Source organism: Ruegeria sp. CF3, from assembly GCF_056537365.1.
Map to the genome: position 1 here is coordinate 351872 of NZ_JBQFRK010000003.1, position 13156 is coordinate 365027.

Sequence of the window (13156 nt, forward strand, 5' to 3'; positions counted from 1 at the left end):
CTAACTAAGCGGCGATGGCTGCTGTCGCGGTTTCCCGGACAGGTGTTTGTGTAAAGGAGACTACCAATGACCCATCACGTCGATGTCCATGTGGGCAAACGCGTCCGGCATCGCCGCTGGCTGATTGGCATGACTCAGCAGCAGTTGGCGCAGCAAGTTGGTATCAAGTTTCAACAAATCCAAAAATACGAAACAGGGGCCAACCGGATAAGCGCATCGCGTTTGTGGGACATTGCCGAAGCGTTGGATGTTCCCGTCAGCTTTTTCTTCGAGGGTCTTGAAGAGGCTCAGAAGTCGGATGCAGACAAGAAATCGGTTCCTGCGGATTTGATGGGTGACAAAGAAGCGCTTGATCTTGTTCGCTCGTATTATGCGATCCCGGAAAACCAGCGTCGCCGCCTGTTTGAACTGGCACGCGTGCTGAGCGACGTCGCCTGATACAAGCGCTTGACTTCGCGGGGTGTCGGGCGCACGGGTAAGCAATGCAAAACACCCTACGAAGCGATCTAGAGATTGCCGAAGAAATGGCCGACGCTGCGCGGGCGGCCATTCTTCCGTTTTTCCGCCAATCTAACCTGAAGACAGACAACAAACTCGATGCCGGTTTTGATCCGGTGACAGCCGCTGATCGCGAAGCAGAAAAAGCAATGCGTAGGGTGCTGGCTGATCACCGGCCTGAGGACGGTATCCTGGGGGAAGAGTTCGGTCATTCCGAGGGAACTACCGGACGAGTTTGGGTGCTGGACCCAATTGATGGCACGCGCGGTTTCATAAGTGGTACGCCCACATGGGGTGTTCTGATCGCCCTAAGCGATGAGACTGGACCGAAGCTTGGTGTGATCGATCAGCCCTATATCGGCGAACGTTTTATCGGAGATAAAGAGCACGCATTTGTCAAAGGCCCTTTGGGACGCACAGAACTTGGGACGCGTGACACTCGATCTCTGGACCAGGCGATCATCTTCACCACTTTCCCGGAGGTTGGCAGCGCGGTCGAGGCCGCCGCATTCAAGGCGGTTTCTCAGAAAACGAAGCTGACACGCTATGGGATGGATTGTTATGCCTACGCGTTGCTCGCTGCAGGTCAAACCGATCTAGTGGTCGAGGCCGGATTGAATTCCTACGATATCCAGGCCCCAATCGCGGTGATCGAGGCCGCGGGTGGTATTGTGACGGATTGGCAGGGCAATCCGGCTCATAATGGTGGGCGTGCGCTCGCTGCAGCCAATACTGAGATTCATGCGGCAGCGCTAGAAATTCTGAAGCAATACTAAACGGGTTGCCGACCCTTCTTTGCGACTTTAAACTGATCACGGCTGGTTCTTACGCCCGTTTTCCACCAGCCCATCACTCCATGCATGAGACGGGCAGTATGCGGGAGTGCGAAAATGACAGAATTTCTGATCCGTAACGCCGATATGATCCTGACGATGGATGATGATCGGCAAGAGCTTGCAGGCGCTGATCTGCTGGTTCGGGATGGTAAGATTGCCCAGATTGGCCAGCGCCTTACGAGCGATGGCGAAATACATGATGCAAATGGGTGTGTTGTGACCCCCGGTCTGGTGAACACCCATCACCATCTCTACCAAACGCTCACCCGCGCGGTTCCCGGCGGGCAGGACGCATTGTTGTTTGGTTGGTTGCGAACGCTCTATCCCATCTGGTCCCGCTTTGGTCCTGACGAGATGTTTATATCTGCCCAGATCGGATTGGCCGAGATGGCACTGTCCGGCTGCTCGCTTAGCTCTGACCACCTTTACCTATATCCAAATGGCGCGCGGCTTGAACACACGATCCATGCAGCGTCAGAGCTGGGGCTGCGTTTTCATCCCACGCGTGGGGCAATGAGCATTGGAGAAAGTGACGGTGGACTGCCTCCTGATGCTTTGGTCGAATCCGAGCGGGCTATTCTGGAGGATATGATCCGCGTAGTAGATGCCTATCACGACCCATCTGAGGGTTCGATGTGTCGCGTTGGTTTGGCGCCGTGTTCACCGTTCTCGGTTAGTCGGGACTTGATGCGCGATGCCGCGCTGTTGGCGCGCGACAAAGGTGTGATGCTGCACACCCATCTGGCGGAGAACGATGAGGATATAGCCTATTCTCAAGATCAGTTCGGCTGTAGACCCGGCCAATACGCCGAAGAATTGGGCTGGACCGGTTCGGATGTCTGGCACGCTCATTGTGTCAAGCTGGATGGCGCCGAGATTGACCTGTTTGCACGTAGCCGAACCGGCGTTGCGCACTGTCCATGTTCCAATTGTCGTCTTGGTTCAGGTATCGCGCCAGTCCGAAAAATGCGTGATCAAGGCGTGCCAGTCGGGTTGGGTGTGGATGGATCAGCCAGCAACGACAGCGGCAATCTGATGGCCGAGGCGCGCCAGTCTATGCTGCTGCAACGAGTCGCAAACGGCGCTGACGCCATGTCGGCCCGTGAGGCGCTTGAGATCGCCACCCGAGGCGGGGCGGATGTGTTGAATCGGCCCGATTGCGGCCGGCTTATGCCCGGTAAACGAGCTGATATTGCCATTTGGGACGTGCAAGGAATTGAAAGTGCAGGCAGTTGGGACCCCGCTGCGCTCCTTCTGGCCGGACCAACGCGTGTCAAACACCTCTTTGTCGAGGGACGCCAGATTGTTCGTAACAGTCAGATCGCCACGATCGACCTGCCAAGGGTCATAGAAACCCAGAATCGTCTGGCACGCGCGCTGGCAGAATAGCGAATCCGCTCTTCATCTGGCTAAAAATACCTCCGCCGGAGGCATGGGCCATAGGCCCATTCCTATCAACCAGAAACAGCTCGTCCGGCGATCCAGGTATCGGTTACGGCACGGTCATCACCCATCATGATGGTCGGGAACACCGCTTCCCAAAGATCATCAGCATGAGCTTCGCGCTGGGCGATAGCAGGCGTCGATGCGAGGTTCAGCACCGCCAGATCGGCTTCCATGCCCACGGCGATGTTGCCAATACGGTCATCCATCCGCAGGGTACGGGCCGATCCCACCGTTCCAAGCCAAAGCAATTGCGAGGGGTGCAAGGGATGGCCTCGCAATTGACCAATCTCATAGGCCGCAGCCATTGTGCGCAGCATTGAAAAATTTGAGCCGCCTCCGGTGTCGGTGGCCAAGCCCACGCGGTGCCCTGAGTGAATTAGACCATTCATGTCAAACAGGCCAGAGCCGATAAACGTGTTTGATGTGGGGCAGTGGATCAGAGCTGCATCTACCTCGCGCAGACGATCGCGCTCCCGCTCTTCCAGATGGATCACGTGCCCGTAAAGGCCATTTCCACCCAGCAGCCCAAACTGCTCATAGGTGTCCAGATAGTCGCGCGCGTCGGGGAACAGGGATCGGACCCATTCGATCTCATCGGTCTGTTCGCTCAGATGGGTTTGCATCAGGCAGTCGGGATGCTCGGCCCAAAGCGCGCCCATCGCCTCCAGCTGTTCTGGCGTCGATGTCGGCGAAAATCGTGGAGTGATGGCGTAAGATATGCGATCAACCCCATGCCACTTTTCAAGCAGAGCTTTGGACTGGTCGTATCCGGTTTGTGCAGTATCTCGCAGCCCCTCAGGCGCATTGCGATCCATGCAGGTTTTACCCGCGACGACCCGCTGCCCACGCGCCTGCGCGGCGGTAAAGAAGGCATCAACACTCTCTGGATGAATGGTGCAAAAGCTGCACATGGTTGTGGTGCCATGGGCTGCGGTTAGGTCTAGATATCTGTTTGCAATTTCAGCGGCATAGGCGGGGTCGTCAAACTTCATCTCTTCAGGGAACGTGTAGCTGTTCAGCCAATCGATCAGCCGCTTTCCCCAGCTCGCGATCATCGCCGTCTGCGGATAGTGGACATGAGAATCCACAAATCCCGCCATGATCAGCTGATCGCCATAATCCTTAATGTTGGCTTCGGGATGCGCGTCAGACAGGTCGGACGCCTGGCCCAGTGCCGCGATGCGGCCATCTTCGATCAGGACGGCTTGGTGAATTTTGGTCGCATCGGTGGGCTCACCTTCGAACGGTGATCCGTTGAAGCTAAGCACACGTCCCTTCAGAAGCGTCTTTTGCGCCATTTGTTCTGTTCTCCGCCTGTTTTGGACCGCCAACCAGCATAGGGGCGCGAAAGATGCGGGTAAATTGGACCATTGTCATTGTTTTCCGGTAGCTGCTTCTTCTATCTAGGGGCAATCGACAAGATAGAGGGGCAGCGCATGACGACAGGCAACGACGAAGCCAGACCCGATCAGCCCCGTGACGAAGACGCCTATGCGCTGGACCCGCGAACCGTTGCAGCCATCCTGTATGCGGTTGATGTCGAAGATCGCGCCAAGCTGATTGAGCTGATGGAGCCGTTGCACGCGGCCGATATCGCTGACCTTCTGGAACAGATCAATCCTTACGACCGTGCGCGCCTGATCCGGCTGTATGACAAAGAGTTCGACGGCGATATCCTGTCGGAGCTCGACGAGTCAGTTCGGGAAGAAGTAATCAATGTCCTGAAACCGGACGTTCTGGCCGAAGCCGTTCGGGATATGGAAAGTGATGACGTTGTTGACCTTCTGGAAGATCTTGAAGAGCCGCAGCAAGAAACCATCCTGGGCGCGCTTGAAGACTCCGAACGCGTCGCGGCAGAGCAAGCCCTATCTTATCCAGAAAACTCTGCTGGCCGCCTTATGCAGCGCGAGGTGGTCATGGCGCCCGATCACTGGACCGTGGGGCAGGCCATCGATTTCATGCGTGCCACCGACGATTTGCCGGAACAGTTCTATCACGTCATACTTGTTGACCCGCGATTGAAACCGGTTGCTCAGGTCACGCTGGGCAAGTTGATGGCAACCCGGCGCGAGGTGCCGCTGCAGGACATTGCCGAAGATGAATTCCACACCATCCCCGTCGAACAGGATGAAGAGGACGTAGCCTATGCGTTCAATCAGTATCACCTGATTTCGGCTCCCGTCGTGGATGGCGACGGTCGTTTGGTCGGTGTCATCACCATCGACGATGCGATGGTGGTCCTGGACGAAGAATACGAAGAGGATATGCTGCGTCTTGCGGGCGTCTCGGACGAAAGCTCTCTGTCCGATAGTGTAGCGGCAACCAGTAGGCGCCGCTTGCCTTGGCTTGGTGTCAATCTGGTTACGGCGATTTGCGGATCGCTGGTGATTTCTCAGTTTGAGGCCGCGATTGATCAACTGGTGGCGCTCGCGATCCTGATGCCGATCGTCGCCTCGATGGGGGGCAATGCCGGGACCCAATCACTTACCGTTGCAGTGCGGGCGTTGGCAACACGCGACCTGACCGGCTCGAACGTAGGGCGCGTAATCCGGCGAGAACTGCTGGTGGGAATGCTCAACGGGCTGTGTTTCGCTATCGTGTTGGGAACCGTCGGGATGATGTGGTTCGACTCCCCGCTGCTGGGCGTCGTGATCGGATCGGCGCTGGTCGTGAACATGATCATCGCGGGCTTTGCTGGTACGGTAGTACCGGTAGTGCTGGACCGTCTGGGTGTTGACCCGGCGCTGGCGTCAGGAACCTTTGTGACCACGACAACGGATGTCATGGGGTTCTTCATCTTTCTGGGGCTTGCCAGCGTGGTGCTACTGTGAACGAGACAACCGATCTGACCGAAATCAAGGCCACAGCGCGCAAGGCGGCATTCGTGCGACGCAAGGTAGCGTTTGATATGCGCATCCCTGGCGCGGCCGGGCGCTTGTCCGAGGTTCTGGCGGGTCATCGCGGTGTTCCCATGTCTGGCTATATGCCGATCCGCACCGAAATCGACCCGCTGCCTGCAATGGCCGAGGCTTCTGCATATGGCCCAGTGGGCGTGCCTGTCATTCAGGCCGCAGGGCAGGCCTTGCGCTTCTCTCGATGGACGCCTGAGGGCATGCTGAAAGATGGACCCTTCGGCGCGAAAGTTCCCGAGATCGATGACTATTTCGACCCGGAAATCCTGATCGTGCCACTGGTTGCCTTTGATGCGCAGGGTGGTCGCTTGGGGTATGGCGGCGGCTTCTATGATCGCACGCTTGAAGGGTTGCGCGCCAAGCGCCCGACGCTTGCCATAGGATTTGCTTTTGATGCGCAGGAAGCCGAACACCTGCCGCTGGAGCCGACTGATCAACCACTCGATATGGTGATTACTGAAAGCCGGGTGCTAACTTTCTAAGTTATCCCTCGCTATGCGCGATCGCGATTTCCTTTACATTGGCAGCCTTCAGGCTGAGTGATTGTTTGCTTCTGCCTTGTTATTGCCACTTCCAGCCCCTAGGACCGCAATCATGAGGATTTTGTTTCTTGGTGACGTCATGGGGCGCTCGGGTCGCGCCGCCATCCAACAGCATTTGCCACGTCTGCGTGACGAATGGCGGCTGGATTTTGTCGTTGTCAACGGCGAGAACGCCTCGAACGGAATGGGGCTGAGCGGGGATCACGCCAAGTTGCTTTTGGACGCGGGGGCCGATTGTATCACCTTGGGCGATCATGCTTTCGACCAGAAAGACATGCTGCAGTTTATTGAGAAAGAACCTCGCATCGTGCGTCCGTTGAATTATGCCAAAGGGGCACCGGGGCGGGGGCATCGACTGTTCACCGCGCCGGGCGGTCGCAAGGTTTTGGTGGTGCAGGTGTTAGGGCAGGTCTTCATGAAACGCCCCTTTGACGATCCCTTTTCGGCCATTGAACCAATCCTGAAATCGCACCCACGCGGCGGCCAGGCGCAGGCGATCATCGTCGACATGCATTGCGAGGCAACGTCCGAGAAAATGGCGATGGGCCATTATTGCGACAAACGCGCAAGCCTTGTGGTTGGGACGCATACGCATGTGCCTACCGCGGATGCGCAGGTATTGCCGGGCGGTACAGGATACCTGACCGATGCCGGGATGTGCGGCGACTATGACTCGGTCATCGGAATGGACAAGCAGGAACCGATGCGCCGGTTCATAACCGGGATGCCCAAGGCGCGGTTTACGCCTGCGACCGGTGAGGCGACCTTGAGCGGAGTTTTTGTCGAAACCGATGACCGCGATGGAAGCGCAAAATCCGTGCAGATGATTCGTGTTGGCGGGCGGTTGCAGCAGTCTACACCCTGAAAAGCACGTCAGACTTGCCCCGCCGCACGCAATACGTGAAACTACCTATTAGGCGCGTATGCCAGATCAGGGTTCGGACAGAATACCAAGAATGCAATTCCTTCAACTGACAGAGATGGGCAGCGCAATTCTGGCGCTGATGATCGTAGCGGGCATGTTCATCATGTTTCTGCGCGAGGTCTATCCGACCGAAGTTGTCGCCATCGGCGGGGCGGCCCTGATGCTGGCAACCGGTATCCTGCCCTATCAAAGTGCGCTTGCAGTCCTTTCGAATCCCGCGCCGTGGACCATCGGCGCGATGTTCATCATCATGGGTGCCTTGGTGCGCACCGGAGCGCTTGATGCCTTCACCTCGCTCGCGCAGAAGCAGGCGCAGGTGAACCCTCGGTTTGCCATCGGGTTATTGATGGCGTTTGTCGTCGTCGCTTCGGCGGTGGTGTCGAACACACCGGTTGTCGTTGTAATGATCCCGGTCTTTATCCAGATCGCCCGCACGCTGAACGTTTCGGCGTCCAAATTGTTGATCCCGCTCAGCTATGCGGCGATCCTTGGGGGTACGCTGACGCTGATTGGCACCTCGACTAACCTGTTGGTCGATGGTGTGGCCCGCGCACAAGGTATGACGGCGTTTTCAATCTTCGAGGTTACCCCGCTGGGCATAGCGCTGGTGATCTACGGTATGGTGTACCTGCGCTTCATTGCGCCACGACTGCTACCCGAGCGTGACAGCATGGCCGAGATGCTCAGCGACCGCTCCAAGATGAAGTTTTTTACCGAGGCGGTCATTCCACCCGACAGCAATCTGATCGACCGCGAAGTGACCGGCGTTCAGCTGTTCAAGCGCCCCGGAGTGCGTTTGATCGACGTGATCCGGGGGGATGACTCGCTGCGGCGGAACCTCAAGGGGGTGACGCTTAAAGTGGGCGACAGGGTAGTTTTGCGCACCGAGATGACCGAATTGCTGAGTCTTCAAAGCAACAAGGAACTCAAGCGCGTTGATCAGGTCTCAGCTGTTGAGACCAAGACGGTTGAGGTTCTGATCACGCCGGGCTGCCGCATGGTCGGTCGAACGCTTGGTGCGATGCGGTTACGTCGCCGATATGGTGTCTACGTCCTGGCGGTTCATCGCAGGAACCAAAATATCGGGCGTCAGTTGGATGCTTTGACCGTGCGTGTCGGGGATACACTGCTGTTAGAGGGCTCGCCTGCGGATATCCAGAAGCTGGCCGCCGATATGGATATGGTCGATGTTACGCAACCTTCGGCACGAGCGTTTCGCCGCAGCCATGCGCCCATAGCCATCGGTGCGCTGGTCGGGATCGTCGCCCTGGCGGGGTTGGGCGTGGCACCGATTTTGCTGTTGTCGATCATCGCCGTTGCTGTGGTTTTGCTGACCCGATGTATCGACGCGGATGAGGCGTTCTCATTTGTCGAAGGCCGATTGCTGGCCCTAATCTTCTCCATGCTCGCAATTGGGGCTGCGCTCGATAAATCGGGCGCGGTTACACTGATTGTCGAAGCGGTCGCACCGGCGCTTGGCATGTTGCCACCTTTCTTGATCATATGGGCCGTATATCTGTTGACCTCGGTGCTAACCGAATTGGTTTCGAACAACGCCGTGGCGGTGGTGGTCACTCCGATCGCGATCTCTCTGGCTCAGGCTGTAGGAATTGATCCGCGCCCGCTGGTGGTCGCGGTGATGGTGGCGGCATCGGCATCCTTTGCGACGCCGATTGGCTATCAGACCAACATGATGGTGTATGGCCCGGGTGGGTACAGATTCACCGATTTTCTGAAAGTTGGTGTGCCGCTGAACCTGACTGTGGGTCTGCTGGCGTCACTTCTTATTCCGTTCATCTGGCCGCTCTGACACTGGCACGGATTCGCCGACCTGGTGTTTCGGGCCTTGTAAATGTCGATATCGTCACAATCTTTTTGCCTAAGATGAATGTGAAAGGATGGGATCATGCCTTTTCCAAAACTCGGGCAGGCCATTGTGGCCGGAGCAATCGTATTGGCCTTGCTGGGCAGCCAAAGCTCGGCAGGAACAGTCACTGGCACGGCAACCTACCGTGAACGGATCGCCCTGCCACCGGATGCGACGCTATTTGTCGAATTGCAGGATATCTCTCGGGCCGATGCGGCAGCGGTCACGCTGGCGGCGCAACGCTATGCGTTGAACGGAGTGCCCTCGGAATTTGAGCTGACTTTTGATGACGCGCTGATCCGCGAGGGTATGACCTATGCAGTACGCGGATCGATCTATCGCGGGGGTGAGCTGTTGTTTACGACGGATACGGTCCATCCCGTGCTGACCAACGGCGAAGGCAATTCGGCAGATCTTGTGCTGGTGCAGGCCGGTGCTCAGAGCCCCGCGACCCTGGAAGGGACTGAGTGGACAGCCATCGGTATCGGTGGAACCGTGCTCGATACAAAACGGCCGCCCCAGCTTTCCTTCGCCCAAGGTGGTGCGTTCGGTGGCACGGGCGGTTGCAACCGGTTTTCCGGGCAAGCCGAGATCACCGGCAACAGCCTTGAGTTTCCAGACAATATGGCCGCGACTTTAATGGCGTGCCCGCCAGAACTGGACGAGGTCGAGGATCAGTTCTTTGCCGCCCTGCAAAACGTGACGAGCTATGCCGTTGCCGGTGACAGCATGGTTTTGCTCGATGCTGCAGGTGAGCCGATACTGAAATTCGTGCGCACCCAGTAATCAGGCCACTGCGCGGGACCTTCCTGCGTTGCGACCCGAGAAGATGCAACCGCCCAGAAACGTGCCCTCTAGCGCGTTGTACCCGTGATAGCCGCCACCGCCAAAGCCCGCGACCTCTCCGGCTGCAAACAAGCCGGGGACGATTTGTCCATTGGCGCCGATCATCTGACTGTCAAGATTGGTCTGCAGCCCGCCCAGTGTCTTGCGGGTCAGTACGTGCAGCTTGACCGCGATTAGCGGGCCGTTTGATGGATCGAGGAACTTGTGCGGTTTGGCCGTCCGGATCAGCTTGTCGCCCCGATAATTGCGTGCCGCAAGGATGGCCATCATCTGGGCGTCTTTGGAAAACGGATTGTCGACCTGAGAATCCCGTGCCTCGATCTGGGTGCGCAAATGCGTCTCGTCTATCAGACCTCCGCCTAATTGGTTCATGCCGCTGACCAATTCAGTCAGCGTGTTGGCGACGACGAAATCCTCGCCCTTTTCCTTGAATGCCTCGACCGGGCCAGTCGCCTTGGTGCCAGACAGGATGCGCTGACGGATCACCTCTTTCCAGCTGCCCGAAGTGAAATCCGGGTTCTGCTCGGACCCCGATAGCGCAAATTCCTTTTTGATGATCTTCTGGGTCAGAACGAACCAGCTATATTCATATCCGGTTTTCAGGATCTCTTTCAGCGTTCCCAGCGTATCGAACCCCGGCAAGCAAGGGGGGTGCAGGCGATTGCCGCGCGCATCGAACCACATCGAACTTGGGCCGGGTAGAATACGTATACCGTGCGCGGGCCAGATCGGATCCCAATTGCGCACACCTTCAGTGTAATGCCACATTCTGTCGCCGTTGATGACATGTCCGCCAGCTTTCTCGCTGATCGGGATCATGCGGCCATCGACATGAAACGGAACGCCTGCCACCATATCTTTGGGCGGTTCACCCAGCCGGTCGCGGGGCCAGTTCTGTCTCACCATCTCAAAATTCCCACCGATCCCACCAGAGGTGACAATAACCGACGGGGCATAGACTTCGAATTCGCCTACTTCGTCCCGGTTGGTCTTGCCACCTCTTTGAATGCCGTCATCGGCCAGGACTTCCCCTGACACGCCTTTGGCAGAACCATTTTGCATAATGATGTGGCTGACTTGGTGACGGAACTTCAATTGGATCAACCCGGCGTCGACATGCGCGCGGACGCGGCGAATAAAATGCTCAAGTACACCTGGGCCGGTTCCCCAAGTGATGTGAAAGCGCGGGACCGAGTTGCCATGGCCGTCCGCATAAGACCCTCCGCGTTCGGCCCAGCCCACGACGGGAAACCAGCGCAGCCCCATGTCTTGCAGCCAGGGACGCATTTCACCTGCGGCGAACTCTACATAGGCTTCAGCCCATTTGCGGGGCCAGTTGTCTTCGTCGCGGTCAAACTGCGCGCTGCCCATCCAGTCGCGCAGCGCCAGATCGTGGCTGTCGCGGATGCCCATGCGACGTTGCTCGGGGGTGTCGACCATGAACAGGCCGCCGAGGCTCCAAAACGCCTGTCCACCCAGAAAATGCTCGGGCTCCTGATCCAGCACGATCACCCGCTTGCCCCGGTCGCCCAATTCGGCCGCCGCCGAGAGGCCCGCAAGGCCGCCTCCGATCACGATCGCATCTGCGGTGTTATTGGTCATCGGATGTCCTTTCAGCGGCTGCGGAACCAAAGGATGAAGGGGGTTACGACCACATACATCGTGATACCATAAACGGCGGCAGGAACGGCAAGTGGGCTGAAGCCGGTCGTGGTGCCGGTGATCAAAGCTGCCAGCGTAATTCCCATCGCCGAATTCTGAATGCCAGTCTCGACCGAGATCGTTTTCGCCTCACTCCATGTCAGATTGGCGATGCGCGCCAGCCCCAGACCGATCAGCAAAAGCGCAACGTTCAACGCGATCAGAGCTGCCCCAATCGAGCTGAGGTTTTGGATGAAGAACTGCCAGTTTCCGGCCAGTGCCGCCGCGACGATCAGCACGAACAGTATCGATGCGAGCGTCGAAAGCGGGCCGTCGACCCGAATGGCGAACCCCCTTGCAAAGTGACGTATGGCGACGCCAATGGCGACTGGAAGGGTCGTGATCAGGAACAGCGCGGTGGCTAATGCGCTGATCGAAACTTTGGGTGCGGCCTCGCCCATGAAATGATCTATGGACCATGCGGCCAGAATGGGGACGGTCGCGATGGACAGCAGGCTGATCACCGCTGTCAGGCTGACCGACAGCGCCACATCACCTTTGGCAAATTTTGCGAGGATGTTGCTGGTGACCCCACCGGGGCAAAAGCTTAAAAGCATGACACCCACGGCGATTTCAGCGGGCAGTCCGAACAGAGTGACCGTCGCGAAGGCAGCCAATGGTATCAGCACAACTTGACTGATGGCGCCAATGGCGAAGGGGTACCCCCGCGCCAAAACTCGGCGGAAATCGGCGGCTTCTAGCCCGATCCCCAGTGACAACATGATAATGGCCAGCGAAATGGGCAGGCCAACGTTGATAAGCAGGTCCAAGAACAACTCCTCCCAAAGTCATTCGGGCCAGCCTATGCGAGGGGTCGTAGATCAGGCAACAACGCCGTTGGGTCACCCGTAGCGTTGAGCAAACCGGCGCAGGATTTCACCCGGCTCCGTAACGTCTGCGGCATGGCACATATCGATCAAGCTTTGCGCATCCTCTGGCGGAAAATAGCCGTGGTCCTTGTAGATGTTGATCCGCTGTTCAAAATCTTTGGCGTCCGCTTCGGGGTGGAATTGGGTGGCATAGACATTCTGCCCCCAGCGGATCATCTGAAACGGGCAGGGGTCAGACGCTACCAGATGAACGCAGCCATCCGGCAGTAGCTGTACGGCTTCCTTATGTCCCACAAACGCTTCGAATTTCGGCTTTAGGCCTGCGGTCAAGGGGTCTTGAGCGCCATCTTCTGTCAGACGGCAGTCGGACGGTCCGACCGGTTCGCCAAATTGCCGTTTGCTGACATCTCCGCCCAAATGTACGGCGAGAATACCCAAGCCATAGCAGCAGCCCATGAACGGGTGATCTTTCGCAGTGATCTGGGGCATCAGTCTCATGATCGCGCCTTCGATCTTTGCATCCAGCGCGGATTTGGTGGTCGGATCGTCGCTAACGCAGCCGGGACCCCCACCCACGATGACACCAGCGTAATCGACGACATCCAACCCTTCGGGCAGGTCTTCGCAATCCAGCCGGATGCGATGAGTTTGCGCAGGGCTCAGCCCGGTTTTGTCCAGTATCGAGGCATATTCGGCATCCGATGCATCGGTTTCCGGGCGCAGTTGCAGGATCAGAAAGCGTTTCATAAACAG

General features: G+C 57.6%; 12 protein-coding genes. 8 read left to right on the forward strand and 4 right to left on the reverse strand.

Annotated elements, in window-relative coordinates; all coding sequences use genetic code 11:
* Positions 1–66: 66 nt before the first annotated feature.
* The 3 genes from ACR0KC_RS13350 (at position 67) to ACR0KC_RS13360 (ending at position 2723) form a co-directional block, all read left to right on the forward strand.
* On the forward strand, positions 67–438 hold the full coding sequence (locus ACR0KC_RS13350; protein WP_170343628.1) for a helix-turn-helix domain-containing protein: 372 nt from the start codon (positions 67–69) through the stop codon (positions 436–438).
* A 44-nt stretch (positions 439–482) separates the two neighbouring features.
* Positions 483–1274, forward strand: coding sequence for a histidinol-phosphatase (hisN, locus tag ACR0KC_RS13355; protein ID WP_170392196.1), 792 nt, complete (start codon positions 483–485; stop codon positions 1272–1274).
* Between the two features lie 114 nt (positions 1275–1388).
* Complete coding sequence (locus ACR0KC_RS13360) at positions 1389–2723, forward strand: 8-oxoguanine deaminase (protein ID WP_480706781.1); 1335 nt, start codon at positions 1389–1391, stop codon at positions 2721–2723.
* A gap of 65 nt (positions 2724–2788) precedes the next feature.
* On the opposite strand, the gene guaD is transcribed toward ACR0KC_RS13360, so the two are convergent.
* Positions 2789–4078 (reverse strand): guanine deaminase, encoded by a 1290-nt coding sequence (gene guaD, locus ACR0KC_RS13365; protein WP_480771947.1) that lies wholly within the window; start codon positions 4076–4078, stop codon positions 2789–2791.
* 138 nt (positions 4079–4216) lie between these two features.
* Here guaD and mgtE point away from each other — a divergent pair, with 138 nt between their 5' ends.
* The 5 genes from mgtE to ACR0KC_RS13390 all read left to right on the forward strand — a co-directional run bounded on the left by mgtE (position 4217) and on the right by ACR0KC_RS13390 (position 9812).
* Positions 4217–5611 (forward strand): magnesium transporter, encoded by a 1395-nt coding sequence (gene mgtE / locus ACR0KC_RS13370; RefSeq protein WP_170401569.1) that lies wholly within the window; start codon positions 4217–4219, stop codon positions 5609–5611.
* Positions 5608–6174 carry a 5-formyltetrahydrofolate cyclo-ligase gene (locus ACR0KC_RS13375; RefSeq protein WP_480562395.1) on the forward strand — a complete coding sequence of 189 codons (567 nt, stop codon included), beginning with the start codon at positions 5608–5610 and terminating at the stop codon, positions 6172–6174. The genes mgtE and ACR0KC_RS13375 overlap by 4 nt, the downstream gene beginning before the upstream one ends.
* Before the next feature lie 112 nt (positions 6175–6286).
* Entirely contained in the window at positions 6287–7099 is an 813-nt protein-coding gene (locus tag ACR0KC_RS13380; protein WP_170594671.1) for a TIGR00282 family metallophosphoesterase, read from the forward strand.
* A gap of 91 nt (positions 7100–7190) precedes the next feature.
* A complete protein-coding gene (locus tag ACR0KC_RS13385; protein ID WP_170392185.1) occupies positions 7191–8969 on the forward strand; it encodes an SLC13 family permease in 1779 nt (592 codons plus the stop codon).
* A gap of 96 nt (positions 8970–9065) precedes the next feature.
* A complete protein-coding gene (locus ACR0KC_RS13390) occupies positions 9066–9812 on the forward strand; it encodes a YbaY family lipoprotein (RefSeq protein WP_170625249.1) in 747 nt (248 codons plus the stop codon).
* On the opposite strand, the gene ACR0KC_RS13395 is transcribed toward ACR0KC_RS13390, so the two are convergent.
* From ACR0KC_RS13395 to ACR0KC_RS13405, 3 genes are all read right to left on the reverse strand, one after another.
* Positions 9813–11474: an FAD-binding dehydrogenase gene (locus ACR0KC_RS13395; RefSeq protein ID WP_480771948.1), complete on the reverse strand. Its 1662-nt coding sequence runs from the start codon at positions 11472–11474 to the stop codon at positions 9813–9815.
* Positions 11475–11485: 11 nt separating this feature from the next.
* Positions 11486–12343, reverse strand: coding sequence for a bile acid:sodium symporter family protein (locus tag ACR0KC_RS13400; RefSeq protein WP_480706771.1), 858 nt, complete (start codon positions 12341–12343; stop codon positions 11486–11488).
* Between the two features lie 72 nt (positions 12344–12415).
* Entirely contained in the window at positions 12416–13150 is a 735-nt protein-coding gene (locus ACR0KC_RS13405) for a glutamine amidotransferase (RefSeq protein WP_170594678.1), read from the reverse strand.
* Between the last annotated feature and the right edge of the window lie 6 nt (positions 13151–13156).

Bases quoted from the DNA above. Each gene is read 5' to 3' on its own strand.
- mgtE (WP_170401569.1), top strand. From the start codon at position 4,217: ATGACGACAGGCAACGACGAAGCCAGACCCGATCAGCCCCGTGACGAA.
- ACR0KC_RS13395 (WP_480771948.1), bottom strand. From the start codon at position 11,474: ATGACCAATAACACCGCAGATGCGATCGTGATCGGAGGCGGCCTTGCG.
- ACR0KC_RS13385 (WP_170392185.1), top strand. From the start codon at position 7,191: ATGCAATTCCTTCAACTGACAGAGATGGGCAGCGCAATTCTGGCGCTG.
- ACR0KC_RS13390 (WP_170625249.1), top strand. From the start codon at position 9,066: ATGCCTTTTCCAAAACTCGGGCAGGCCATTGTGGCCGGAGCAATCGTA.
- ACR0KC_RS13405 (WP_170594678.1), bottom strand. From the start codon at position 13,150: ATGAAACGCTTTCTGATCCTGCAACTGCGCCCGGAAACCGATGCATCG.
- ACR0KC_RS13360 (WP_480706781.1), top strand. From the start codon at position 1,389: ATGACAGAATTTCTGATCCGTAACGCCGATATGATCCTGACGATGGAT.
- ACR0KC_RS13350 (WP_170343628.1), top strand. From the start codon at position 67: ATGACCCATCACGTCGATGTCCATGTGGGCAAACGCGTCCGGCATCGC.
- hisN (WP_170392196.1), top strand. From the start codon at position 483: ATGCAAAACACCCTACGAAGCGATCTAGAGATTGCCGAAGAAATGGCC.
- guaD (WP_480771947.1), bottom strand. From the start codon at position 4,078: ATGGCGCAAAAGACGCTTCTGAAGGGACGTGTGCTTAGCTTCAACGGA.
- ACR0KC_RS13380 (WP_170594671.1), top strand. From the start codon at position 6,287: ATGAGGATTTTGTTTCTTGGTGACGTCATGGGGCGCTCGGGTCGCGCC.